The organism is Micromonospora craterilacus (assembly GCF_003236315.1).
GTDB lineage: Bacteria > Actinomycetota > Actinomycetes > Mycobacteriales > Micromonosporaceae > Micromonospora > Micromonospora craterilacus.
Map to the genome: position 1 here is coordinate 1 of NZ_POTY01000085.1, position 25852 is coordinate 25852.

General features: G+C 71.8%; 21 protein-coding genes and 1 pseudogene. 11 read left to right on the forward strand and 11 right to left on the reverse strand.

Translation table 11 applies throughout. The annotated features are described in order from the left end of the window. Positions 1 to 235: 235 nt before the first annotated feature. Complete coding sequence (locus tag C1I95_RS15250; protein ID WP_111214494.1) at positions 236 to 700, reverse strand: DUF1801 domain-containing protein; 465 nt, start codon at positions 698 to 700, stop codon at positions 236 to 238. A gap of 199 nt (positions 701 to 899) precedes the next feature. Here C1I95_RS15250 and C1I95_RS15255 point away from each other — a divergent pair, with 199 nt between their 5' ends. The 3 genes from C1I95_RS15255 (at position 900) to C1I95_RS15265 (ending at position 2842) form a co-directional block, all read left to right on the forward strand. Further along, the gene (locus C1I95_RS15255) at positions 900 to 1310 is read left to right on the forward strand and encodes a VOC family protein (RefSeq protein ID WP_111214495.1); all 411 of its coding nucleotides are present in this window, start codon (positions 900 to 902) and stop codon (positions 1308 to 1310) included. Positions 1311 to 1380: 70 nt separating this feature from the next. Next, positions 1381 to 2181, forward strand: coding sequence for a VOC family protein (locus C1I95_RS15260; protein ID WP_111214496.1), 801 nt, complete (start codon positions 1381 to 1383; stop codon positions 2179 to 2181). Between the two features lie 106 nt (positions 2182 to 2287). Continuing rightward, a complete protein-coding gene (locus tag C1I95_RS15265; protein ID WP_111214497.1) occupies positions 2288 to 2842 on the forward strand; it encodes a hypothetical protein in 555 nt (184 codons plus the stop codon). A gap of 115 nt (positions 2843 to 2957) precedes the next feature. Here C1I95_RS15265 and C1I95_RS15270 read toward each other — a convergent pair whose 3' ends face one another. Continuing rightward, positions 2958 to 9455: a PxKF domain-containing protein gene (locus tag C1I95_RS15270; RefSeq protein WP_111214498.1), complete on the reverse strand. Its 6498-nt coding sequence runs from the start codon at positions 9453 to 9455 to the stop codon at positions 2958 to 2960. Between the two features lie 163 nt (positions 9456 to 9618). On the opposite strand from C1I95_RS15270, the gene C1I95_RS15275 reads away from it, so the two are divergent. The 8 genes from C1I95_RS15275 to hypF all read left to right on the forward strand — a co-directional run bounded on the left by C1I95_RS15275 (position 9619) and on the right by hypF (position 19553). Further along, entirely contained in the window at positions 9619 to 10107 is a 489-nt protein-coding gene (locus C1I95_RS15275) for a GNAT family N-acetyltransferase (RefSeq protein ID WP_111214511.1), read from the forward strand. Between the two features lie 13 nt (positions 10108 to 10120). Continuing rightward, entirely contained in the window at positions 10121 to 13651 is a 3531-nt protein-coding gene (locus C1I95_RS15280; protein ID WP_158566405.1) for an ATP-binding protein, read from the forward strand. A 170-nt stretch (positions 13652 to 13821) separates the two neighbouring features. Then, positions 13822 to 15228 carry an FAD-binding oxidoreductase gene (locus C1I95_RS15285; RefSeq protein WP_199523758.1) on the forward strand — a complete coding sequence of 469 codons (1407 nt, stop codon included), beginning with the start codon at positions 13822 to 13824 and terminating at the stop codon, positions 15226 to 15228. Between the two features lie 54 nt (positions 15229 to 15282). Beyond that, positions 15283 to 15660: a helix-turn-helix transcriptional regulator gene (locus C1I95_RS15290; protein WP_111214501.1), complete on the forward strand. Its 378-nt coding sequence runs from the start codon at positions 15283 to 15285 to the stop codon at positions 15658 to 15660. 10 nt (positions 15661 to 15670) lie between these two features. Beyond that, positions 15671 to 16285, forward strand: coding sequence for a D-sedoheptulose-7-phosphate isomerase (locus tag C1I95_RS15295; RefSeq protein WP_111214502.1), 615 nt, complete (start codon positions 15671 to 15673; stop codon positions 16283 to 16285). Continuing rightward, positions 16282 to 16530: a HypC/HybG/HupF family hydrogenase formation chaperone gene (locus C1I95_RS15300; RefSeq protein WP_199523759.1), complete on the forward strand. Its 249-nt coding sequence runs from the start codon at positions 16282 to 16284 to the stop codon at positions 16528 to 16530. Before C1I95_RS15295 ends, C1I95_RS15300 begins: the two co-directional genes overlap by 4 nt. 73 nt (positions 16531 to 16603) lie before the next feature. Beyond that, positions 16604 to 17269, forward strand: a complete 666-nt coding sequence (locus C1I95_RS15305; protein WP_111214503.1) for a D-sedoheptulose-7-phosphate isomerase — start codon at positions 16604 to 16606, stop codon at positions 17267 to 17269. 10 nt (positions 17270 to 17279) lie between these two features. Next, complete coding sequence (hypF, locus tag C1I95_RS15310) at positions 17280 to 19553, forward strand: carbamoyltransferase HypF (protein ID WP_199523760.1); 2274 nt, start codon at positions 17280 to 17282, stop codon at positions 19551 to 19553. A 59-nt stretch (positions 19554 to 19612) separates the two neighbouring features. Here hypF and hypE read toward each other — a convergent pair whose 3' ends face one another. From hypE to C1I95_RS15350, 9 genes and pseudogenes are all read right to left on the reverse strand, one after another. Then, complete coding sequence (hypE, locus tag C1I95_RS15315; RefSeq protein ID WP_111214504.1) at positions 19613 to 20764, reverse strand: hydrogenase expression/formation protein HypE; 1152 nt, start codon at positions 20762 to 20764, stop codon at positions 19613 to 19615. Further along, on the reverse strand, positions 20761 to 21888 hold the full coding sequence (hypD, locus tag C1I95_RS15320) for a hydrogenase formation protein HypD (protein ID WP_111214505.1): 1128 nt from the start codon (positions 21886 to 21888) through the stop codon (positions 20761 to 20763). The genes hypE and hypD overlap by 4 nt, the downstream gene beginning before the upstream one ends. A gap of 11 nt (positions 21889 to 21899) precedes the next feature. After that, positions 21900 to 22172 (reverse strand): HypC/HybG/HupF family hydrogenase formation chaperone, encoded by a 273-nt coding sequence (locus C1I95_RS15325; protein WP_111214506.1) that lies wholly within the window; start codon positions 22170 to 22172, stop codon positions 21900 to 21902. 22 nt (positions 22173 to 22194) lie between these two features. Further along, positions 22195 to 22296, reverse strand: coding sequence for a DUF6893 family small protein (locus C1I95_RS37320; RefSeq protein WP_387279547.1), 102 nt, complete (start codon positions 22294 to 22296; stop codon positions 22195 to 22197). Positions 22297 to 22324: 28 nt separating this feature from the next. Further along, entirely contained in the window at positions 22325 to 22528 is a 204-nt protein-coding gene (locus tag C1I95_RS15330) for a hypothetical protein (RefSeq protein WP_199523761.1), read from the reverse strand. A 14-nt stretch (positions 22529 to 22542) separates the two neighbouring features. Then, on the reverse strand, positions 22543 to 23157 hold the full coding sequence (locus C1I95_RS15335) for a DUF5947 family protein (protein ID WP_111214508.1): 615 nt from the start codon (positions 23155 to 23157) through the stop codon (positions 22543 to 22545). After that, positions 23154 to 23765 (reverse strand): NifU-related iron-sulfur-binding protein, encoded by a 612-nt coding sequence (locus C1I95_RS15340; protein ID WP_111214509.1) that lies wholly within the window; start codon positions 23763 to 23765, stop codon positions 23154 to 23156. The genes C1I95_RS15335 and C1I95_RS15340 overlap by 4 nt, the downstream gene beginning before the upstream one ends. Continuing rightward, positions 23758 to 25557 carry a nickel-dependent hydrogenase large subunit gene (locus tag C1I95_RS15345; protein WP_111214510.1) on the reverse strand — a complete coding sequence of 600 codons (1800 nt, stop codon included), beginning with the start codon at positions 25555 to 25557 and terminating at the stop codon, positions 23758 to 23760. The genes C1I95_RS15340 and C1I95_RS15345 overlap by 8 nt, the downstream gene beginning before the upstream one ends. Then, a pseudogene (locus tag C1I95_RS15350) lies at positions 25554 to 25852 on the reverse strand (hypothetical protein); the annotation flags it as partial. The gene C1I95_RS15345 and the pseudogene C1I95_RS15350, both read right to left, overlap by 4 nt.

The window sequence follows — 25852 nt, forward strand, 5'->3', positions numbered from 1 at the left end:
CGGCCAGCAACACGGAGGAACCCGGCCCCGCGCCGGGCCCTCAACATGCCAAGAAAACGCCGATAGGTACGCAAATCTTCTTCATCGAAGACCGGCTATCGAATGGCACTCAAGTGAAAGACCGAGGCTAGATAGGACTGACGAACGCTCCGGCAAGGTTCTGAGACCCCACGGGTGTGACCTGCGTCCCCCGCCTCCGAATGCCGGTGGCGGACGATCAACGCGCCGCGTGGTGTCAGCTCACGGCCTTCTTGACCAGGGCGGTGATCGTCTTCTCGGCTTCGTCGCTCAGCTCAGTCACGGCGTAGGAGGTGGGCCACAGGCCGCTGTCGTCGTCGAGGTTCGCCTGGGTGGTGAAACCGAAGGTCGAGTAACGCTCTTTGTCGACGTGCCCGCTGCGGAAGAAGCACACGACCTTTCCTTTCCTGGCGTAGGCCGGCTGTCCGTACCACAGCTTCGGTGACAACTCCGGGGCGTTGGTGGTGACGATGGCGTGGATGCGTTCGGCCACTGCACGGTCCGATGCCTCCATCTCCGCGATCTTCGACAGCACGTCGAGTTCCTCGGCGGCGGCCTTGTTGCCACGACCACGGCTCGCCTCCTTCTTCAGTTCCGCGGCGCGCTCCTTGATGGCAGCACGTTCTTCCGCCGAGAAGCCCTCCGTGCTTTTCTTGCTCTTCGTGCTGTTGTTCGCGCTCATCGCTCGTTCTCCTGGTCGTGATCGGGGGTGAGGCGCTTCTGACGCTAACCGTGCGAAAAGCCTGGAGCTTCTTGATTCCTGATCGATGCGTTCGCCCCTGTGCTTCTGCATACACCCGGCCGTGTCTGGCCAAGCAGGACACCAGAACGGTCAGGAATCAAGAAGCCCACGCCCGGTAGCCCTGCCTAGCGTGACGGACATGAACATCTCCATTCATTACGCCTTCCTCCCGCACACCGACCCCGAAGCCGCTCTGGGCTTCTACCGCGACACCCTGGGCTTCGAGGTCCGCAACGACGTCGGCTTCGAGAACATGCGCTGGATCACCGTCGGACCGGTCGGCCAACCCGGCACCTCCATCGTGCTGCACCCGCCAGCCACCGATCCGGCCATCACCGATGAGGAGCGCCGCACCATCGTGGAACTCATCGCCAAGGGCGCCTACACCGCCATCACGCTGGCCACCGACGACCTCGACGGACTCTTCGATCGTCTCCAGGCCGCAGGTGCCGATGTCATCCAGGAACCCATCGACCAGGACTACGGAGTCCGCGACTGCGCCTTCCGCGATCCCGCCGGCAACCTCATCCGCATCAACCAGCTCACCTGAGTGAGCCGGCCGGCCCGCACGGCTCTCATCACCAGATCAACCGACCGCGACGGCACGAAGGGCCAACTCGATGACGCTTTCCCTCGACATCATCACTATCGGTGTACCGCAGGTAGAAGCCGCACGCGACTTCTACACGTCCGCGTTCTCATCCACGGCCAATGACGACGACCACACCGCCAGCCTGGACCTTCACGGCACCGGACAGCTCGCCCTCCACCAGATCGACGTCCTCGCCACCAACTCCGACACGAACCCGGCGACCTCGGGCTTCCGCGGCTACGTCCTGTCCTCCATCGTCAACCAGCCCGCCGAGGTCAAGGCTCTCCTCGACGCTGCCATCGCCAATGGTGCGACGGTCATCAAGCCGGCGAAGAAGCAGCTCTTCGGCGAGTTCAACGCCGTTTACCGGGCGCCGGACGGGGCCGTCTGGAAGGTGGCTGCCGCCTCCAAGAAGGACATGGATCTCGTTCCCGACCCGCCGAAGCCGACCGAGACCGCGGTCTTCCTCGGGGTTGCCAAGCCGACGGCTTCCAAGGCGTTCTACGAAACGCTGGGCATGAGCGTCGACCGCGACTATGGCGACAAGTTCATCGACTTCACCATCACCGGCGGCGTCTGCCGGCTGGGCCTGCTGCTCCGCAAAGCCCTTGCCAAGGACGCCGGCGTCGATGAGCACGGCGACGGCTTCTCCGCGCTCGTCCTCACCCACACCGCCGCGTCCCGTGACGGCGTCGACACTCTGCTGGCCGCCGCGGCCGCTGCCGGCGGCCGGGTCACCGCCGCAGCAACCCAGACCGACCAGGGTCACTACGCCGGGCACTTCACCGACCTCGACGGCTACCACTGGAGGATCACCACAAACGCATGACCGAGGCCGACCGGTCGGTGGCATGGGGGCGGATGTACCCAGCGGGGCCGACCGCTCGCGCTGCCCCGTTGGCGACGATGGTCGGTGGCGTGGTTACCCTGCGGCGGTGGCGGTCGGTGAGGACGGGGAGCGGCTGGCGGCGTCGCTGGCTGCTCGGCTCGACGCAGTCGCATTCACCGACCTGTCCACCGACCAGGTCACCGCTCGGCTGATCGAGGCGGTGGTCGGCTGGGCCGGGGAGCGGGGCTGGCGGGTCTACCGGCGGGCACCCAGTGTGCTGCCGCTGCCGCCACCGATGAACGGGCGGCACTCGGTACTCGACGTGGCCTGCGCCCGCCCGGACGGGCCGCCGGTCGTCGTGGAGGTCGACCACGGTACGCGTCGCCGTACCTGGGAGAAGTTGCTCGCCGAGGCCGACGCGGGTCGGATCCCGCTGTGGGTGCGCTGGGGCTCCGGACGGTTCACCGCGCCGCCGCCGCCGATCCGGATGGTGACCTGCGAGGTGACCAGGAGGCCGGACCCGACGGGCCGGGGTCTGGTGCACAACCGCTTGCCGCGAGCCGACAAGCTGCCACCGGCGCACTCCGTCGCGCAGGTCGGGGAGGTGGCCGCCGTGGAACTGCCGCTGCCGCCGCCCGAGCCACCCGGCCACGGGGCCTGAGCGGAGCCCTTCCTCAGCGCGGCACGGTCCCGTGTTGCAGGCCACTGCGACGGCCGGTGCCCCGAGCGTGAGCGTCACACTCGGGGCACCGGTCTCAGTGACGGCGGTCAGGCCGTCACGCGACGAACTTGAACAGCGCGGTGTGGGCCACCGCCGGTCCCTCCCCGAGGTCGACCCGCAGCTTCTGGCAGGTGTCGGCGTACGACTTCGGGGTCTTCCAGTTGACCTGGTAATTCCCGTCGCCCAGGTTCTGCAGCCCTGAGTTGCCGCTGGTGTACTCCTCGACCTGCGCGAGCTTGCTGGCCGTTCCGCATCCGATCAGGGTGACGGTCAGCGGAGCGGTCGCCAGGTTCGTCACCGGAGCGCCGGTGGCGTCGGTGAGCCGCCATTTGATCGGGATCGCCTGCCCGGCCTTCGCCTTGTTGAGCACGCCGCCGTTGTCCACCGGACGACCGAACCCGTCGAAGACGTACGCGACCGAGTAGGTGACCGAGACCGGCGCGGCGACGTTGCCGGCCTTGTCCTTCGCTCCGGCACAGGTCGCGGTGTACTGGCCGACGCCGGCGGCGGTGCCACCGATGACGGTGACCGTCGCCCTGGTCGCCACCCCGGACCCGTCGTCCGATGTTTCGCAGCCGGCGGCCGGAACGGCACCGAGGTGGTAGAGCCCGCCGGCGGCGACGCCGGTGACGCTGACCTGTGGGGGCACGGAGTCCGGCCCCCGCCAGTCCACGGTGAGCGTCCGCCGCCTGCCCTCGGCGACGAACCGGCCGACGTGGTCCCGCGCCAGTTCGTCGACGAGAACCTGCACCGTGCCGGTGTGCTTCTCCCCGGTGAACCGGAACGTCGTGGCCATCGACGCGTTCTCCATCGGGTGACCGACCGGGGCCCGCCGGGACACCGCCGTCCACCGGCCACCGACCGGGTCCCCCTGCGGCGTGGTCACCGCCAGGCGCTCCGTCACCTGGTCGGCCAGCATCGGCTGGGTGAAGATGACGGTCAGACCGCTCTGGTCGGCCTCGACCTGGTCGACGTCGGCGAGGTCGGCGCGGACCAGGTTGACGTTGACGTCGGTGTGCGGCGGCAGCACCTTCATCACCCGGGACTCGGTGGGCAGGTAACCGTCCCTGGTGAAGACGACCTTCCACCAGCCCTCGGGCACATCCCAGCCGTAGCGGCCCTCGTCGTCGGTGATCTGCGGGTTGAGGTCGCCGTACGCGGCCGCATCCCACGGCTGCCACGGCCCGTTCGGCGACGTCGCACGCAGCACGGTGGCGGTGACCCCCGCGACCCGGCGGTTCTCCAGGCCCTCGTACACGAAGCCGGACGGGTCGAACCGGTACTCGATCTCGGCGTCCGGCTGCCACGGCGAGCGCGGGTCGCGCGGACCCGTGCGCGGCCAGCGGCAGCTCTCGTCGCTGTTCATCTCCCGGGTCAGGGCGTCGATGTCGTTGTTGAGGGGGAACTCCAGCGCCTTTCCGAAGCCCCAGGTGACCGCCCACAGGCCCACGCTGAGCCCGAGGGTCGCCGGAGCCAGCGCCAGACCGGCCGCCGTCGACAGCACGGAGTACGCGTCGAGCTGGATCGCCCGCCGCATCAACCGCTCCACCGCGTTGCGGTAGATCTGGCCCTGATCGCCGTCGCGGCACTTGTTCGCCTGGTCCATCAGTGCGCTGAGCGCCTGGTACTTGTCGCCGCCGGTGAGCGCGGAGTAGAGGGCGTCATCGGTGGTGGCGTTGATGAACGCCCACTCGAACAGGAACCGGGCCGGACCGGTGACGAACCCGCTCGCGTTGAGCGACCGCGCCAGCGGCGCGTCCGGCGACTTCTTGATCAGCCCGTCGAGATCGATGATCGCTCCCGCGGTGCCGGACCAGGTTCCGTTGTCCCGGATCACCAGCGGATCTCCGGCGGAGAACGACGTGCCGTAGACCGGCACCCCGGACCCCCGCGCCGCCGCCCTGTCGGCGTCGCCGGGCACGTAGTCCGGCAGCGGCTCCACGGTGACCTTGAACCGAAGTCGCGCGTTCGGGCCCATCTTCGTCACCGGCACCGTGAACTGCTGGCTCACGGTGGCGCGGTCGGTCACCGGTTCATCGAGCACCGCATCGTCGGCGTCGAAGAGTGCGGTCGCCGGATCCGGCTCCGGCGGGACCGGCAGGAGCGGCCTCTCCCGCCGGGGCTGGTAGCCGATGATCAGGTCGCCGACCTCGTTGGCCCTGGTCTTCGTGGCCGCGGTGTAGACGTTGTTCTGGCCCGGCACGGGCACCAGGGGGAGGTCCAGGTGTCCGAGCAGCGCGCGCGGCTCGACGACGGCACCGGTGAACCGCGCCGTGACGGTGACCTCCTTGTCCGCGTACCACGTCCAGGGGAACCGCGCGACGCCGTCCACCGGCCGGAACGTCCGCACCTCGCCGGCCTGGGACATCGTCACGGATTCCAGGACACCGGCGTGCGGGTCGACCACGACGGTGGCCGGGTCCGACGCCATCTCGGTGCCGTCGATGGTGCTGACGGCCTTCAGCACGTGCTGAGCCATGTCGTCACCGGCGGTGCCGAGGTCCACCACGGCGTGCCAGATCCCGCCGTCGCCCGCGTCGGCCTCCGCGATGACGGTGCCGCCGTCGTACAGGACCACGGTCGATCCGGCCGGGGCCCGACCGGACGCGGTGAACCGGCCGGTCACGCTGTTCGCCGTCGCCCGGAGGGTCACCACGCCCACCCGGACAGTGGCCGAGCCGAGAACCTCGGAGAGCTGGTCCGAGGTGACCGACATGGTGAACGGCAGCTCGGTCCCGACCGCCTCCGGCATCCGGACGTAGACGTCCAGGGTGCGGGACGGCGCCGCCGGCAGTGGCACCACGACGGCATCCTCCTCCCGGGTGAACGCGACCGGCTGGCCGGCGCGCAGCACACCGTCGTCCGGCACGGAGACCCCCGGCGGCAGGATCAGGCGGGCGGTGCCCGCGCGCCTCGGGTCGCCGTACTCGATGTCGGCGTGCAGGTGGGCGAGCTTGCCGGGCTGCACCTCCCCGGTGACCACGCGGAAGCCGCTGCGCAGTCCCTGGATCAGGCCACCCGGACGGGCGAGCCGCAGGTCACCGAGGTCGAGCTGCTGGCCCTTGGTCAGGGTCACCAGGCGGCGCACCTCCCAGGCCTCGCCGCTGCACGGCGCCAACGACAGCAGGTAGGTGCCGGCCGCCGGGGCGGAGATCCGCAGCTGCGACCCCGCGATGGTCACCTTGACGGCACGCCCGCCGCTGACGCGTCCCCCGTCGAGGCTTCCCCCGCCCTCGAGCGTCACGCACGTCTTGTCGACGCGTACCGCGCCGGTCGGGTCGAGCACCCGACCGGTGACCCGGGCGATCTCGTGGAGTTCGACGGCGAGGGCGAGGTCGGGGACCTCCCCGGTGACCACCTCCGCGCATGCCCTGGTCATGCCTCGCCACTCTCCGTCCGCACAGAACGTGACGGTGGTACCGGGAGGCGCGTCGATCGGCAGCTCCGGTGCGGCGATGAGTTCCCGGGTGCCTCCGACGGTGACGAACGCCTGGAAACCCGGCGTGTTCTGGTAGTTCAGCACCTGCTCGGTCCGGCCCCCGTCGATCAGGACCGTGGTGAGCTTCGGGTGCAGGACGTAGCCGGAGACTGCCGGGAAGACGAAATCCACCGGCCGGTTGTCGGCCGTGTCCACCGTGACCTCGTCCGCCTTCGCGCCGACGCGGGTGGCCGAGGCGACCGTGGGCACGTTCCGGAACACCTCCGCCGACCAGGTGCCATCGGTGGCGGACTCGGCGCGGTAGGAGACTCCGACCCCGCCGACGTCCTGGCGGATCAGCACGGTGGCCCGCAGCGGACGCCCCTGCGCATCCTTCGTGGTGCCGCCCACGGTGACCTTCGGAAAGGCCGCGAGGTCGACGGCGAGCGAGTTGGCCCCCTGCGTCAGGGTCACCGTCCGCTTCGGGCTGGCGGCGAGACCGTCCCTGGCCCGTACGTGGTCGGGAACCTGGACCTCCACGCTGACCTCCGTGGCCGCGTCGAGGGCTTTGAAGGTCGCCTTGCCGGCCGGGTCGGTACGGCCGGAGCGGGGGCCGGTGGGGGTGGACAGCACCACCGGAACATCGGCCATCGGGTGCGCCCCGGATCCACGCACCGTCACAGTGAGCGACGCCGGTGCGTGCGGTGCGAGCACCACGTCGACCGCCGCGCCGGGGTCCACCGCAACCATCCTCGGTGGGGTGCCGGCCAGGCCGTCGGTCCGGGTGGTGGTGATCTGGTGGTCCGCGGCGGGAGCGACCGGGATCTCCACCATCCCGTTGCCGTCGAGCACCCGCAGGGTTCCGCTGTGGGTGGCGTCGCTCCACACCTGGAGCCGCAGGCCCGCCGGCTCGCCGCCGGTTGCCGTGACGTCCATCCGCAGCAGGCCGCCGACCGGGGCGGGTAGCCCACTCACCGGCCGGTCCAGGGTGTTGTCCGCACCGTCGGCGAGGTGCAGCACCGCCGAGGTCACCGCCAGCACGCCGGTGGGCACCGGCCAGGAACCGGTGTACGTGCCGGGTTCCTTCTCCTTGAGCTCGATGCGTACCCGTTCGGCGGGATCGTCCGCGGTGCGGACGGTCAGGTCGGCGGAACCGGTGAACCCCGGGGCGCCGACCAGGGCGAAGGTGGCCGCGCGACCCGGAGCGAGGTACGTCGTACCGGTGATCCGCGGCAGGTTCCACGCCGCCTCGCTGACCGCGAGGGCCGGCGTACGCACTGCCGCGTCCCTGGTGAGCGGGAACTCCTCGGTGCCGCGCAGCAGCGCGACCGTGTACCGGTAGGTGCGGTCGGCGGCGACGGTCCGGTCCTCGTAGGTGTCCGCTCCGGCGGCCAGGTCGGCGAGCTTGACGCCGTCGCGCAGCACCCGGTGGCCGGTCACCCCGCTCGCCGTCGACGGCTCCCACCGCAGCCAAACCCGGGCACCCGGCCCGGCCACCGCCGACAGCGGCGCGTCGCCCGGTGGCAGGTCCTCGCGCAACGTCACACCGATGGTCAGCGGAGCCGAGACGCGTCCACCGGTGTCCCGGGCGACGACCGCGATCTGCACGGTCGCTCCAGGGGTGAGGTTGGACAGGACCGCCCGGGTCGCCGGTTGGTGCACCGTCGTCGCTGCCACGCCGTCGACGCTGACCTCGTACGCCGTGACGGCGCCGGACGCCGCCGGCCAGCTCAGCGTCACGGTCGTGGTACCCGGCTCGGCGGCGAGCGCCGCCCCTTCGGGCCAGGTCGGTGCCGGCAGGTCGGCCGGCACCGAACGGTACAGGTGCGGCGGCTGCGGGGCGTCCGTCCGGGGCGCGACGAAGGCCGTGCTCGCGGAGAGGAAGGCGAGCACGGTGCCGTCGCGGCTGAGCTGCGGAGCGGCCACGGCGTCGGGGTAGCGGGCCTCGCCGGGGAGCGGGTCGGCGATCCGGCCGTCCAGGCCGGGGCTGGCCAGCCGCGCCGGCTGTCCCACCCGGGCCGGCTGGGCCCAGAGCGCGCCCGCGCGGACGAAGGCGACGGTGCTGCCGTCGGCGCTGAGCCGGGCGTCCGTCGGCGGATCGCCGGGGCCGAACACGACGTCGCCGGTGACGTACGGCACCGGGTTCGCCGGCGCGAGCGTGACGTCCGCCGCCGGCCCGCCGGCCAGGTCGGCCACGACGACGCCGCTACCGGCCTTGCCGAGGGCGGTACGCCGCCCGGTGCGGTCCAGGTTCGGCACCCACGCCTCCTGCTCCGGGCTGGTGAGGATTCGATCACCGGGCAGCGGGTCGCCGTTGGCCGCGTCGAAGCGCAGCATGACCGGGGTGCCGTCCCGGTATGCGTTGACGGCCAGCACCGTCCCGTCCCCGGAGAGGGCGAAACCGCGTACCTCCGGGTCCGCCTTGACGGGATCCGCGTCCTCCGCCACCAGCGATTCGGGGCCGACGATCCGTACCGCCGGTGCGGCATCCGCCGCCAGGGTCGCCACCAGCACCCCGTTCGGGCTGTTGAGGCCGGCGTACCTCGGCAGCGGAAGCGAGACCTCGGCGGCGAGGCGCTGACCGTCCTCACTGAGCGCGACCCCGTTGAGTACGTGCCGCGAGGCCGGTACGCCCAGATCCGGAACCGGAACCCAGGTCGTCGCCCCGGTCAGTCGGTCCCGGACGAAGATCGCCGAGCTGACGTCCGGGTCGACCGTGCCTGGCAGGTGCAGCTCGGCCGCGTTGGCGCCGGTGGCGAGGAAGGCCACGGTACGGCCGTTGCCGCTGACCGCGACCGCCGCCACCCGGGGCACCGGCTGCCCTTCGAGGTCGAGACCGACGACCTCGTCCGCCCCGGTCCGGAAATCGGTCGCCCGGAGAACGGACGGGCCGTCGCCGTCGGGGGACATGTGTACCGCCGTGGTGCCGTCGGCCGAGACGGCCAGCAGCGGTGCGGAGAACTCCAGGTCGGCGACCTCCACGACGCTGTCGACCTGGTAGGCGCGCGGCAGCGGATCGGCCGCGCCGGAGGCGAGCGCCGTCGGTACCGCAGCGATCTGGGAAACGAGGGTGACGGTCAGCGCCGCGCCGACGACCCGGCGCAGGGCAGGTGGGGGACGAAATCGAGTACGCACGGTAGCTCCTCAGGTTCTGGGATCTGACTGACCGTGCCGGGACCGGCTAGGGCAAGGCTTGGCGTTCAGCGGGAAAGGCATTGGCGCGCGACTTGGGACTGCCTGCGCGACCGGCCGCCGACTGTCCTAGTGGCGTCCAAGTCGCGGGTGCCACCGTTCCGGCATGGCACAGTACGAGGTCCCCACCCCGAACACGCTGCTGCTGCGCATGGTGCGCCCGGAGCGGGCCGCCGCCGCGTTACGGATGTTGCAGGAGTCGTTCCCGGCGACCGGACCGCCGGCAGTGGACGATTTCCGGGTCGCCACCCTCTCCGACGTCTCCAGCGACTCCTCGATGGCGCCGCTCGCCGCGTGCGTCGTCCACCACCGGCTGGGTGAGCCGACGGCGTGGATGTCCCGGTTCGCGGTCTCGGTACCGTTCCGGCGGCGCGGGCTGGGCCGGCGGCTGCTCGCCGAACTCTCCAGGGCGCTGCAGGCGGAGGGGGCACAGCGCCTGTGGGTTCAGGCGAGCGACGGGTGCCCGGCGGTACGCGCGCTGCTCACCGGTGCCGGGTTTGTGATCTGGTCGGTCGAACCGAATGGCCTGTTCCCCGCGGGTCTCGGTGCCGGCGAGGATGACCCCGAGGTCGCGTGGTGGGTGCGCGAGCTCTGAGAGGGGAGGCGGGATGGGCGTGCCGGAGCCGGCCGCACCTCGGCTGCTGGCGCTGGATTTCCGGGTCCTCGGCCCGCTGACGGTCACCGCGCCGGACGGTGCGGAGCTGCGCCTCGGCACCCGCAAGCAGCGTGCCGTGCTCGCGTTGCTGACCCTCGAGGCGGGACGGGTCGTATCGCTGGACCGCATCATCGCCGGCCTGTGGGCGGATGAGGCGCCGTCGAGCGCCACCGGCACGCTACAGGCGTACATCTCACAGCTCAGGCGCGTCCTGGAGCCGCACCGCTCACCGCGGGCCGCGCCGACCGTGCTGCTCACCCGGGAGCCGGGCTATCTGCTCGCGGTGCGGCCGGACCAGGTCGACGCCGTCCGGTTCACCACGCAGGTCGAGGCCGGCCGGGCCGCGCTCGCCAGGGAGCTGCCCGCGGAGGCGGAACGCCTGCTCGCCGGCGCGTTGCAGCAGTGGCGCGGCGAGCCGCTGCTCGAGTTCGCCGACGAGGCCTTCGCCACGCCGGTGATCGCCCGGCTGACCGCGCTGCGCCAGGATGCCACCGAGGACCTCACCGAAGCCGAACTCGGCCTGGGCCGCAACGCGCAGGCCGCCGCTCAGGCGCGGACGCTGCTGCACCAGGACCCGTTCCGGGAACGGTCCTGGGCCCAGCTCATGGTGGCGCTGTACCGGGACGGCCGGCAGGCCGAAGCCCTTGAGGCGTACCGCGAGGCCCGCACCGCCCTGGACGAGCAGCTGGGCCTGCCGCCGGGCCCACAGCTGCAGGCGTTGGAACGGGCGATCCTCCACCAGGATCCCGCGCTGGCGTTCACCCCGCGCCCAGCCGTGCCCGCAGCACCGGGCACACCACCCGCGCCCGCGCCGACACCTGATGCCGCACCCGCGCCGTCACCGCTACCCGGAGCACCACCCGCGCCCGACCCCGGGTGGGTTCCCGCGCCGGGGGACGCCGCTGCGCCGCCGGCCGACGAACCCAGCACCGGGCGCGCGGCGGAGCTGGCCCCGACCGCCCGGATGGTGGGCCGCGGTCCGCAGCTCGAGCTGATCGGAGACCGCCTCAGGGCGGCGGCCCGGGGCCACGGCGGACTGCTCTTCGTCGCCGGTGGCGCCGGCGTGGGCAAGACCTTCCTCACCGAACGCGTGGTCGAGCGGGCCACGGCGGCGGGCATGACGGCCGCCTGGAGTAGGTGCGTGGAGGGGAGCACCACCCCCGCGTTCTGGCCGTGGATCCAACTGTTGCAGGCGATCCCGCCGAGCCCCGAGCAGGAGCGCCTGCTCGCCGCCCTCACCGGGGGCGCAGAGCCGCGGCCGCAGGCGGGGGACCCTGACGCGGCCCGGTTCCACCTCCACGAGGCCGTGGGCGAGCTGCTGCGTACGGTGGCGCGGCGGCAGCCGATCCTGCTGATCATCGATGATCTGCATCTCGCGGACGCCGCCTCGCTGCGGCTGCTCACCCACCTCGCCGGCACGTTGAGCCGGCTGCCGGTGATGGTCCTGGCCACCATGCGGGCGGAGCAGGGCGAGCACGGCCAGCCGCTGCGCGAGACGCTCGGCGCGCTGGCGAACGAGCGGGGCGTGGAGCGGGTGGCGCTGCAACCGTTCTCCGCGACCGACGTGCGCGACTATCTGCGAGCGGCTGCGGAGGAATCCGACGCCGCCGTCGTCGCCGCCCTGCACGAGCGGACCGGCGGGAATCCGTTCTACCTCAAGGAGTTGCTGCGCCTGCTGGCGAGCGAACATCCCGACGGCTGGAGCAGCAAGGAGGCGATCGCGGAGTCTGCGGTGCCGGAGAGCGTACGCGACGTCATCGGCCGGCGGGTCGCCCGGATGCCGGAGGAGACCCAGGCCCTCCTGCGCGCTGCCGCCGTGATCGGACGCGACGTCGACACGGTGCTGCTGGAGAGTGCCGCCGGGCTGGACTACGAACGGGTCCTGAGCCTGCTCGAACCGGCGGTCGCGAGCGGCCTGCTGGTCGAGGTGCCCGACGGCTGGAACTACCGGTTCGCCCACGCCCTGGTCCGCGACGCCCTCTACGCGGAGCTGAGCCGGTTGCAGCGGTCCCGCGTCCACCGGCGTACCGGCGAGGCGCTCGAAAGCCTGCACCGGGCCGACGATCCCGCCACCATCGGGCTGCTCGCCCACCACTTCGCCGCCGCCGCCCGGATCGGCGCCGCGGCGAAGGCGGTCAGCTACGCCCGACGCGCCGCCGAGTTGGCCGAGGCTCAGCTCGCCTACGACGAGGCGGTCGAGTTCCTCACTGTCGGCCTGGCCGCGCTCGATCCCACGGCGGCGGATGCGGCGGAACGCCGGTGTGAGCTGTTGGTGCAGCTGGGCAAGGCCAGCCGGCTCGCCGGCGATGTGGTGGGCGCGCGAGCCGCGCTGAACGAGGCGGTGGCGCTCGGCACCAGGCTCGGCGACGACTCGCTCGTGATCGACGCGGCCACGGTCTTCGGCGGCGTCACGTTCTGGAACTGGCGGGCCTACGGGCAGGTGGACGAGCACATGGTGGCGATCCTGGAAGACCAGGTCGCCCGGCTCGACCCGACCGACCACCTGCGTCGCGCGGCGCTGCTCGGCACGCTCGGCGTCGAGCTGTTCTACGGCGAACGACGCGACGAGGGTGAACGGTTCGCCGAGGAGGCGGTCGCGCTTGCCCGCCGGTACGGCGACGTGGAACTGCGGGCCCGGACCCTCAACAACTACGCGGTGGCCGCCTGGATCCCGGACCGCGACGAGCAGCGGCTGGTCGCGGTGAACGAACTGCTCGCGCTCGGCCCACTGCCCCGGCGGGTGGAGATCATGGCCCGGATGCACCGCATGTTCCTGCTGATGTCCAACGGCGATCTCGACACGTACGACCTCGAACTGGCGCGGTGCCAGCGGCTGTTGACGGAGATCCGGGTACCGGAACTCGCCGCCCAGATCACCTACGCCGCCGGCGGACGGGCCATCCTCGACGGGCGATGGGCCGAGGCTGAGCGGCTGGTCGAGGAAGCCTTCACCGAACAGCAGCGCACCAACATGTGGGGCGGCCAGTGGATCAGGTTGGTGCTGCTCTACACCTGCCGCCGCTTCCAGGGCCGGCCTGGTGAGCTGCGCGACGAACTGGTCCGCGGGGCCGACGAGCCGGAGTTGGAACTGCTGCGCCCCACCGCGGTGCTGGCGGCCTGCGAATCCGGCGACGAGACGCTCGCCGCAGAGCTGGTGGAACGGTGGGGCATGACGATCCGCCGCGACTGGAGCTGGGACATCGTGGCGTACCAGTGGGCTCTGGTCGCCGCCCGGCTCGGCGCACCGGACCCGGCCCGCCTCTACGAGACGCTCGCTCCCTTTGCCGACCGGTTCGTCGGCGTCGGCTCCGGCGGCGCCACCTGGGGCTCGAACCACTACCCGCTGGCCGAGCTCGCCCACCGGCTCGGCCGGGCCGAACAGGCGAACCGGCACGCCCGCGCCGCGCTCGCCGCGCATCGGCGGCTGGGCGTGGCGCACCTGATCGACGCGAGCCTCGACCAATCGGCGCGCATCGGTGCCTGATCGCGGCCCACTCCACCCCCGTTGATCGGGCAGCTCCCGAGCCCTGGCGGACTTGGACCCCACTTGGACGCGGGCACATGCGCGGGCCAAATCCGGCCCAAGCACCTCCTGACACCGTCGGGTCATCCGGCGCCCGACCCGTGGGCGCCCTGCCCCTGAGGGAGCCAACGGTGCATACGTTCGTCGACACCGTCGCCCTGGTCGAGCGGGTCCGCGGACCCGTGCTGCGCCCCGGCGACGACGGTTTCACCACTGAGATCGCCGGGTTCAACTCGGCCATCGTCCACCGGCCGCAGGTGGTGGTGGCAGCCACCGACGCCGGCGATGTGGCGGCGGCGGTCGGTTGGGCGGCCGAACAGGGTCTGTCGGTCGCGGTGCAGTCGACCGGCCACGGGCAGCTGTCGGCCGTCGACGACGGCATGTTGATCAGCACCCGCCGACTCGACGAGGTCCGGATCGACCCGGTCGCCCGGCGGGCGAGGGTGGGTGCCGGCGTACGGTGGCGGCGGGTGATCGACGCGGCGGCCGAGCACGGACTGGCCCCGCTCAGCGGGTCGTCCTCCCAGGTGGGCGTGGTCGGTTACACCCTCGGCGGCGGTCTGCCGGTCCTGGCCCGCAGCTACGGCTTCGCCGCCGACCATGTCCGGGCCGTCGAGCTGGTGACCGCGGACGGTCTCGTTCGCAGGATCGACGCGGAGCACGAGCCGGACCTGTTCTGGGCACTGCGGGGAGCCGGCCGGATCGGCTTCGGCGTGGTGACCGCGATCGAGTTCGACCTGGTCCCGGTGCGACGCCTGTACGGCGGCGGCATCTTCTACCCGGCGAGCGCCACGGCGGAGGTGCTGCACACGTTCCGGACCTGGGTCCCGACGCTGTCCGAGCTGACCACGGCGTCCGTCGCCCTGCTGCGCCTGCCCGACCTGCCGCAGCTGCCCGAACCGCTCCGGGGCCGGTTCGTGGTCCATCTGCGGACAGCACACCTGGGCAGCGCCGAGGACGGCGAGCGCGTGCTGGCCCCGATGCGGGCGGCGGCACCGGCGCTGATCGACACGGTGGCGGAGATGTCCTACGTCGACGTCGACGCCATCCACTCCGATCCCACCGACCCGATGCCGGCACACCACGCCGGCATCGTGTTGCGCCACCTGCCGGCCGAGGCGGTGGACGCGCTGATCGCCGTGGCCGGTCCGCAGGTGGACGTGCCGCTCGCCATGGTGGAGCTGCGGCTCCTCGGCGGTGCCCTGGCCCGGCCGGCGGCGGTGCCCAACGCGGCGGGTGGTCGGGCCGGGGCCTTCTCGCTGCTGGGCATCGGGCCGCTGCTGCCGGGGCTCGAACAGGTCGTGCCAGCCGTCGTGCGCAGCGTCCTCGACGCGCTCGAACCGTTCGCCGCCACCGACACCGCCCTGGCCAACTTCCAGGGATCCGTGGAGGCCACCGTCGGCCCCTACGGTTCGTGGTCCGGCGCGGACGCGGGTCGGCTCAGCCAGCTCAAGGACAGGTACGACCCGACCGGGATGTTCGGACCGGGCAAGCTTCCGACCCGGCCCCAATCCGGCGTTCCGGTTCGATTCGGATAAAAGCGTGCTTAACTGCGGGAGGAAACGGTGCCCTCGGCCCGGGAAGGGATTGGCATGCACGGACGTGAGCTGCGCGGTCTGCTGCATCCGTTCCTCCTGCTCCTGATCCTCGAACGGCCCGGTCACGGGTACGACCTGATCGACCGGCTCCGGGACATCGGAATGCCCGATGTGGAACCCGGCCACGTGTACCGGGTGCTGCGCGGCCTGGAAGGCGACCGGTCGCTGATCTCCGTGTGGGAGACCGCCGGGGCGGGGCCGGCCCGCCGGTGCTACCAGCTCACCGCCAAGGGCCGCGACGATCTCCGGGCGTGGACCGTCCGGCTGGCGCAGCTCGACCAGGTCATCGGCGCCTGTCTGCGCCGCTCGGCGGGTGCCTTGCACGCCGCGCGGCCCGGCGGTGCGGACCGGTTCGCCGCGGCCCGACGGTGAACGGAGGAGCATGGAGACGTCCGTGATGCCGGTGGTCGGCCACGCGTTCGCCCGCCGGGTGGCACCGGCGCAGGCGGTCGCCACCGACGCGGCGCGGATCGCGCGGGCCTGCTACGCGATGGCTGCCCGCTTCCACCGTGGCGGAAAACTGATCGTCTTCGGCAACGGCGGGCCGGCGACCGACGCCCAGCACATCGTGGTGGAGTTCGTCCACCCGGTCATCGTGGGCAAGCGGGCCCTGCCGGCGATCTCGTTGACCAACGACGCCGCCACCCTCACCGGGATCGCCCGCGCGGAGGGCTTCGACGAGGTGTTCGCCGCTCAACTGCGCCTGCTCGCCGCTCCGGCGGACATCGCGCTCGGACTGTCCGTCGACGGCCGGTGCGCCAACGTACGACGTGGCCTGGAGACAGCCCGTGACCTCGGTCTGCTCACCGTCGGGCTGCTCGGCGGCGACGGCGGCGACATCGCTCGGGACGCCGTCGCCGACCACGTCGTCGTGGCCCGCTCCGAGGACCCGTGCATCGTCAAGGAGGTGCACGTGACGATCTATCACATCCTGTGGGAGCTGGTGCACGTGTTGTTCGAGCAGCCTGGGCTGCTGGAGTCGGAGACGGTCCGGTGACCCGGCAGCCCCTGCGGCTCGGCCCGCCGGCCACCGTGCCGGAGTGCCACGACGAGGTGTGCATCACCTGTTCCGACGTGGCGGTCGCCGTCCGGGTGCGGGAGGTGCTGGCCGGCGGCCTGGCCGTGGTCGACACCGACGCCGGACCGGAGGAGATCAGTGTCGCCCTGGTCGAGGCGGGACCGGGCGACGTCGTGCTGGTCCACGCCAAGGAGGCCATCGCCGTCGTGGAGAGGCCGTCGTGAGCGAGCGCCAGCGAGAGAACCAGCAACGCTGCTTGGCACCGCACGACGACGCCGAGCTGGGCGAGGTGGCGGCGTGAGCGCCCGGGTCGAGGGCGCGATCGGAGCGCTCTACCCGTTCCTGGACACCCGACCGGCCGACGTGGACGCGGTGCTCGCCGAGGTGGCGCGGTCCACCGCGGCGAAGGCGGCGGAGATCGTCGCGCTGCGCGAATCGCTGGTCGCCGCGCACGGGCAGCGCCTGGTCGACTGCGCCCGCCGGTGCGCCGCGGCGTTCCAGGCCGGGGGCACGCTGTACGCGTTCGGCAACGGCGGCAGCAGCACCGACGCGCAGGACGTCGCGCAACTGTTCCTGCACCCACCGACGGCGGCCCGCCCGCTGCCCGCCATCTCGTTGACCCACGACGTCGCACTGATCACCGCGCTCTCCAACGACGTGGGGTTCGAGGTGGTCTTCGCCCGGCAGGTGGCGGCGTTCGGCCGGGCCGGGGACGTCGCGGTCGGCCTGTCCACCAGCGGCGGATCGAACAACGTCCTGCGGGCGTTCGAGGAGGCGGCCCGGCGCGGCATGCTCACCGTCGGGATCGCCGGGTACGACGGCGGCCGGATGGCCGAATCCGAGTTCGTCGACCACCTGTTCGTGGTGCCGTCGGCATCGGTGCACCGGGTCCAGGAGGCGCAGACGACGGTCTACCACGTGCTCTGGGAACTCACCCAGCAGGCGCTGGCCGGCGACCTCTGACCGGGCTGCCATGGAGCTTGCCTTCGTGCGGCGGGTGCACGTCCGTGTCGAGGGCATCGTGCAGGGGGTCGGCTTCCGGCCGTTCGTGCACGCGCTCGCCACCGAGTACGACCTGGCCGGTTTCGTCGGCAACGACACCGCGGGCGTCTTCGTCGAGGTCGAAGGGGACGGGGACCGGCTGACCGCCTTCGTGGCCGACCTCAGCCGGCGGGCGCCGACCCTCGCCCAGGTCGACCGGCTCACCACCGAGCCGGTCCCGCCGACCGGCCAGCCCGGCTTCGCCATCGTCACCAGCGTCACCGGCGCCGGCCGGGACGCCCTGATCTCCCCGGACACCGCCACCTGCCCGGACTGTCTGGCCGAACTGGCCGACCCGGCGGACCGCCGGCACGGCTACCCGTTCACGAACTGCACCAACTGCGGCCCGCGCTTCACCATCGTCGAGGACGTTCCGTACGACCGCCGCACCACCACGATGGCCGAGTTCCCGCTCTGCGCCGGCTGCGCCGCCGAGTACGCCGATCCGACGAACCGCCGCTTCCACGCCGAGCCGGTGTGCTGCCCCGCCTGCGGCCCCGCGCTCCGGTTCGTCACCGCCGGCGGCACCCCGGTGCCCGGCGAGCCGCTGGACACCGCCGTACGGTGGCTGCGCGAGGGGCGGATCGTCGCGGTCAAGGGTCTCGGCGGCTACCACCTGGCCACCAGAGCCGACGACGACCGGGCGGTCGCGGCGCTGCGCGCCCGCAAGCACCGCGAGGAGAAGCCGTTCGCGGTGATGGCCGCCGACCTGCGGGCCGCGCGCACCCTGGTCGACGTGCCACCGGCCGCCGAGCCGGTGCTCACCGGCGCACGCCGTCCCGTGGTGCTGCTGCCGCGCCGCCCCGACGCCCCGGTCGCCGCGGCGGTGGCGCCCGGCAACCGCGACCTGGGCGTGCTGCTGCCGTACACGCCGCTGCACCAACTGCTGCTCGGGCGGCTGGCCACGCCGATCGTGCTGACCAGCGGCAACGTCTCCGACGAACCCATCGCGTACCGGGACGACGACGCCCACGGCCGGCTGGCGCCGATCGCCGACGGATTCCTCGTACACGACCGGCGGATCCACGTCCGGACCGACGACTCGGTGGTACGCGTGTTCCGGGGCCGCGAACTGCCGGTGCGGCGCTCCCGTGGCTACGTGCCCGCGCCGATCACCCTGCCCTGGCGGTTCGACCGGCCGGTGCTGGCCTGCGGCGCGGAACTGAAGAACACCTTCTGCGTGGCGAAGGGACGGCGCGCGTTCGTCTCGCACCACATCGGCGACCTGGAGAACTACGAGACGTTGCGGGCGTTCACCGACGGCATCGCGCACTTCACCCGGCTCTTCGACGTCCGGCCGGAGGTCGTCGCCCACGACCTGCACCCCGAGTACCTGTCCACCAAGTACGCCCGGCAGCGCGACGACGTCGAGCTGTGCGGGGTCCAGCACCACCACGCCCACATCGCGTCCTGCCTGGCCGACAACGGCGAACCCGGCCCGGTGATCGGCGTCGCCTTCGACGGTCTCGGGTACGGCCCGGACGACACCCTCTGGGGCGGGGAGCTGCTCGTCGCGGACCTGACCGGGTTCGAGCGGGTCGGTCACCTCAGCAGGGTGCCGATGCCGGGTGGGGCCGCGGCGGTACGTGAACCGTGGCGGATGGCGGCGGCCTACCTCGACGACCTCTACGGCGACGCCGTACCGGAGCTGCCGCTGCGGCGGCGGCACGAGCGGCAGTGGCCCGCGGTGGTGGCGTTGGCGCGGACCGGGACGAACTCCCCGCGTACCTCCAGTGCCGGCCGACTGTTCGACGCCGTCTCGGCGCTGCTCGGCCTGCACGACCGCAGCACCTACGAGGGGCAGGCCGCGATCGCCCTGGAGCAGCGGGCCGACCGGGACGAGCGGGGCGGCTACCCGGTCGAGGCGGGCGGTCCGGTGCCGCTGTGGGACGCCGGACGCGGCCTGGTCCGGTGCGTGGTCGAGGACCTGCTCGCCAACGTGGACCCGGGCCGGATCGCCGCGCGCTTCCACCACGGCCTGGCCGACGCCGTGGTCTGGGCGGCGAGAGCCGTCCGGGACGACACGGGACTGGCCACCGTCGCGCTTTCCGGCGGGGTGTTCCAGAACGTGCTGCTGCTCGAGGCGGTGGTGAGCGGGCTGGAACGGAACGGGTTCCGGGTGCTCGTGCACTCGCGGGTGCCACCCAACGACGGCGGGATCTCACTCGGCCAGGCCGTGGTGGCCGCCGCCCGGCACCGCTCCTGAAATGTTAAGCAGGGCCCCCTCCTATACAAAAAGCGATAAGAAGGGGCCCTTCCTTGCACTCAGCAGATGCGGGGGAGGGGGTCGCCGACCAGCATGTCGACCACCCGGGTGCCCCCGAACGCGGTCCGGAGCAGCACCATCCCGGGTGGGTCGGCGGCGACGCGGCCGACGACGGCCGCGCCGTCGCCGAGCGGGTGGCCGCGCAGCGCCGCCACGGCGGCCTCCGCCTGCGTGCCGTCCACCACGGCCACCAGGCGTCCCTCGCAGGCCACGTAGAGCGGGTCGATGCCGAGCAGTTCGCAGGCGCCGGTCACGGCGGGACGCACCGGTACGGCGGACTCGTCGACGACCACGGCGACCTGGGCGGCCTGCGCCACCTCGTTGAGGATGGTCGCCACGCCGCCCCGGGTGGCGTCGCGCAGCAGGCGTACGCCGGGCGCCGCGTCCAGCAGGGCGTCCACCAGGCCGGACAGCGCCGCGGTGTCCGAGGCGAGGTCGGCGGCGATGTCCAGCTCGCCACGGGCGAGCATGATGGTGATCCCGTGGTCGCCGATCGGGCCGGAGACGACGATCGCGTCACCCTGGCGGATGTGCCCGGTGCCCAGGCTGACCGGCCGCTCCAGCACGCCGACGCCCGCCGTGTTGAGGTAGCAGCCGTCGGCCTTGCCCCGCTGCACCACCTTCGTGTCCCCGGTGACCACCTGGACCCCGGCCCGCGCCGCGGCGGCGGCCATCGAGGCGGTGATCCGTCGCAGGTCGGCGACCGGGAAGCCCTCCTCCAGGATGAACCCGGCCGACAGCCACAGCGGCCGGGCACCACTGACCGCGAGATCGTTGACGGTGCCGTTGACCGCGAGATCGCCGATGTCGCCACCCGGGAAGAACAGCGGCGACACCACGTACGAGTCGGTGGTGAAGGCCAGCCGGCCGGTGCCCACGGACAACACCGCGGCGTCGTCGAGCGCCTCCAGCGTCGGGTTGCGGAACGCCTCCACGAACAGCCCTTCGACCAGGCTGTGCGTCGCCTTGCCGCCCGCGCCGTGCGCGAGCGTGATCCGGCTCTCCCGGATCCTCGGCGCGCGCCGGCGGGCCCGTTCGATGCGCCTGAGCACCTGCTCCTCCGGCGACAGCCGCCCCGAGTCGTGTTCGGTCGTCGCCGCCGCCTCGGCCACCGCGCGCTCGACCCAGCCGGCGGTGCGTTCGGTCGTCATACCCTGGTCGCCTCCGTCAGCCGCTGCCGCGTGAAGCGGCCGAAGTTGTAGTAGGCCGCGCACGCGCCCTCCGAGGAGACCATGCAGGTGCCGATGGGCGTCTCCGGCGTACAGGCGGTGCCGAACACCTTGCACTCCCAGGGCTTGAGCACCCCCTTGAGCACCTCGCCGCACTGGCAGGCCTTCGGGTCCGCCACGCGTACCCCGGGCACGTCGAAGAGCTGCTCGGCGTCGTACGCCGCGTACTCGTCGCGCATCCGCAGCGCGGAGTGCGAGATGAAGCCGAGGCCACGCCACTCGAAGTACGGCCGCAGCTGCATGACCTGGCCGATCGCCTCCAGCGCCCGCAGGTTGCCGTCCCACGGCACCACCCGGGTGTACTGGTTCTCCACCTCGCAGCGCCCCTCGGCGAGCTGCTCGAGCAGCATGAAGACCGACTGCAGCAGATCCAGCGGCTCGAAGCCGGCACACACCAGCGGTTTGCCGTAGTCACGGGCGATGAACTCGTACGGTCGGCAGCCGATGACGGTGGAGACGTGCCCGGGGCCGAGGAAGCCGTCGAGACGCAGGTCGGGTGAGTCGAGGATCGCCTTGATCGCCGGCAGGATGGTGACGTGGTTGCAGAACACCGAGAAGTTGTCGATGCCCTCGGCGGCCGCCCGCAGCACGGTCATCGCGGTCGACGGTGAGGTGGTCTCGAACCCGATCGCCATGAAGACCACCCGGCGGTCCGGGTTGGTGCGCGCGATCTTCAGGGCGTCCAGCGGCGAGTACACCATCCGGATGTCCGCGCCGGCCGCCTTGGCGTCCAGGAACGAACCGGTACCGCCCGGCACCCGCATCATGTCGCCGAACGCGGTCATGATGACGCCCGGCTCGTTGGCGATGGCGATGGCGTCGTCCACCCGGCCCATCGGGATGACGCAGACCGGGCAGCCCGGGCCGTGCACCAGCGAGATGTTCTCCGGCAGGTAGTCCTCGATGCCGTGCTTGTAGATGGTGTGCGTGTGCCCGCCGCACACCTCCATGAACTTGTACTGCCGTCCCGGCTCGCACCGCGCGGCGATCTGGGTGGCCAACACCTGGGCCTTGTCCGCGTCGCGGTACTCGTCGACGAAACGCATCTGGTGATCCCCTAGCTGATGTCGGATTCGGCGAGCGCCTGCAACTCGTCGGTGTACGCCTGCCCGAGGCCGGTCAGCAGCGTCAACGTGGCGGCGGCCTCGGCTTCGTCGATCTTCGACATGGCGAACCCGACGTGGACCAGCACCCAGTCGCCGACGCCGACCTGGTCCGCTTCGAGCAGGCCGATGTTGACCGCCCGCCGGACGCCCACCACGTCGACGACGGCGAGATCGTCGTGACCGGCCTTGAGCTCGACGATCTCCCCTGGGATACCTAGACACATCGGCTCGTCCGGCCTTTCCCGTTCACATCTTCTCGATCTTGATGTAGCGCCGCAGTGCGGGCAGTTCCTTCCAGAACAGCCCGACCACGGCGACGCCGGCCAGCAGCGCCAACAGCTTCCGCATAGCTCACCTCCTCGTCGCCGGATCCCGGTCAGCCGGGCGGCAGGTTCGGCATGGTCGGCAGGATCGGGCCGTGCTTCTCGGGCCGGATGCCGGTCGAGCGGCGGGCATCCACCGACCCGTCATCGTGATGGCCCGTCTGCGGCCTCCTGCGCGAGTTGCCCTCCTCGACGCCCTTGGTGTGCGCCGGCGCGTCGAGTTCCACATCGGGATCGCCCACTCGGATCTCGCCCACTTCCGCCCCCTCCATCAGTCGTTGCCGGACGGCCGACCGTGCCGTCGGCCCAGGTCGTCGAAGAACCCGGCGATCTCCCGCCACACCGCGCTGCCCCCCGACATGCCGGTCCAGTGCTGCCGGATGAGCGCCACCAGCCGGAAGCAGTCGTCGACCGGCACCAACCACCGCTGGTCGCCGCCGCGCGGCGGGCCGGTCCACACCAGGAACGCCTCGACCCGCGGCTTCAGCTCGGCCAGCGCGGGGGACCGCGCCTCGACGGCCCGCCAGGCGTCGGCATCGATCTCCGATTCCGTGGTGCCCAGCGGGCTCGGGTAGTGGCCGAGCACCCGGCCGTCGGGTTGCTTGACGAAGAAGACCAGGCCGACCGGTACGCCGAGGTCGTCGGCGGAGAGACCGGTCAGCGGTCGGCCCTGGGTGGGCACGAGTTGGTACCGGTCGGCACCGGCCGCCTCGCGTTCGAACAGCAGGGAGCACGCCGTACAGGCGCACATCAGTTCCCGGTCCTGCTCGTCCCACACGTGCCGGTGTTCGGGGCCGACCGGCCCGGCGCACATGCCGCAGCGTTCGGCCGTGGCCGAACGCTGCCCCGCCCGGCGGATCGCCCGCTGCAACGCGCCCGCGGTCATGCCGGGTCACCCAACGCCAGCGGCCCCGCGGCCCGCCCCGCCTCGCGCGTCGTCGCCGGCTCGGGCCGGTCCGGCCGCTGCCACAGGGTGCTGACCGGGATCAGCGCCGGTGCCGGCGCGGGCGCCACCACATCGACGGCGGACAGTTCCGGCGCGAACGTGAGCACCTGCTCCCGCACCAGGTCCCGTAGGGCCGCGCCGCCGCCACCGCACGACCTCGTGGACAGGCTGATCCGGGCCACCTCGTCCTGGACACCGATCAGCGCGATCTCGGCACCCTGCGCCCGTAGCTGTGGCCGGAGGTCGTCGACCGCCCGGGCCACCCGCCGGTCCGGCGGATCCGGGTGGATGCGGTGCAACAGCAGCAGGTGCCGCAGCAGCTCGTCGCCGGTGAGCCGGTCGAGCGCGCGGGGACTGCCGGCGGCGAGGTCGGTGACCCGGGCCAGCGCCTCGCCGTACACCTCGGTCAGCATCTCGACGGCTTCCAGCGCCAGCTCGGCGGTGCGGCCGGGGGTCTGTTCGAGCTGGCTGAGTACGGCGTCCAGCCGGGCCAGCCGCGGCTCGACGGACGCGTCGTCGAGCCGCGGACCGTCCGGCGGCTCAGCCATGCGACGCGCCGAACATCGGCGAGTGGATCTTCTTGAGGGTCTGACCGCCGCCGACGTACATGTGCACCCCGCACGGCAGGCAGGGATCGAAGCTGCGCACCGCCCGCATGATGTCGACACCCTTGAAGTTGTCCGGGCCGTTCTCCTCGAAGATCGGGGTGTTCTGGATCGCGTCCTCGTACGGCCCGGGGGTGCCGTAGCTGTCCCGGGGGCTGCCGTTCCAGGGTGTCGGCGGGTACGGGTGGTAGTTGGCGATCTTGCGATCCCGGATCACGATGTGGTGCGACAGGATGCCCCGGACGGCCTCGTGGAAGCCGCAGCCAATGGCCTCGTCCGGCACGTCGAACTCGGCGAACACCCGCATGTCGCCGCCGCGCATCCGCGCCATCGCCTGCTCCAGGAAGTGCAGCGACATCGCCGCGGCGTACGCGATGAAGTAGGCCCGCGAGCGGTCCCGCTCCAGCGCGTTCGACCACTTCGGAATCTTCCACTCCAGCGTCATCTCGGGCAGCGACGCGCTCTTCGGCAACGAGATCTGCACGCTGTGCCCGGTCGACTTGACGTACGGGGTGTCGACCAGCTTCGCCAGCGCGGTGGTGTACAGCCGGGCGAAGCAGCCGCCGCCGGTGTCCAGCGCGAGGTGCTCGCCGCTGTTCTTGTCGAACCAGCGGGGGCTCATCACCCAGCTGTACTTGTCGTTGAAGTCGCGCTTGCCGGGATCCGGGAGGGTGGTCTGGTTCCAGGGATGGCGGATGTCGATCGGGTTGCCGAGCGGGTCGAACTTGACGAACGGCTCCTCCTCGCCGGCCCAGTCCTTGTAGTAGGAACTGCCGAGCAGGATCCGGATGCCGAGGTTGATGTCGACCAGGTCGGTGGTGAGCAGCTTGCCGTCGACGACGATGCCGGGCGTGACGTGCATCGCCCGCCCCCAGTTCGTCATGGTCTCGTACCGGTAGTCGACGACGTCGGGGTTCTGGAAGGAGCCCCAGCAGCCGAGCAGCACCCGGCGGCGGCCGACCTCCTCGTAGCCGGGCAGCGCCTCGTACCAGAAGTCGAAGATGTCGTCGTTCATGGCGACGGCCTTCTTGACGAAGTCGAGGATGCTGATCAGCCGGCTCAGGTAGTCGGTGAACAGCGACGGCTGCGGCATGGTGCCGACGCCGCCGGGGTAGACCGTCGACGGGTGGACGTGCCGGCCCTCCATGAGGCAGAACATCTCCCGGGTGGTCCGGCTGACCTTCAGCGCCTCCTTGTAGACCTCGCCCTCGAACGGGTTGTACGCCCGCATGATGTCGGCGATCGTCCGGTAGCCGTGGATGTCCCGGCCCGGTGCCGCGGTGGCTTCCGCGCGGGCGAGGACACTCGGGTTGGTCTGCTTGACCATCGCCTCGCAGAAGTCGACGAAGACGAGATTGTCCTGGAAGAGGGTGTGGTCGAACATGTACTCGGCGGCCTCGCCGAGGTTGATGATCCACTCGGCCAGCGGCGGCGTCTTGATGCCGTACGCCATGTTCTGCGCGTACACCGAACAGGTGGTGTGGTTGTCGCCGCAGATGCCGCAGATCCGGCTGGTGATGAAGCCGGCGTCGCGCGGGTCCTTGCCCTTCATGAACACCGAGTAGCCGCGGAACAGCGACGACGTGGTGTGGCACTCGGCGACCACCCGGTTCGCGAAATCGATCTTCGTGTAGACGCCGAGGTTGCCGATGATCCGGGTGATCGGATCCCACGCCATTTCCACCAGCTCGCCGGGCTTCTGACCGGCGGCCGGCTTCGGCTTCGTCGCTGTCACGGCTCGTTCCTCTCCATCGCTGCCTGTCGCCGAGGATCCGCCGGACCGTACGGGCGCCACCGGGGGTTGTAGCCGCTGGTCAGCTCGGGACCGTTGTGGTGCCACTTCGGTTCCCGGTTGGCGGTGACGTTGGTGATGCCGCGCAGGCGGCGGATCAACGCGCCGTACGGCTTGATGAGCAGGGTGGACAGGCTCCCGCCGGGCGGCATGTCCATGAACGGCATGAACTTGTCGGGGAAGCCCGGCATGGTGCAGCCGATGCAGATGCCACCGACGTTGGGGCACCCGCCCACCC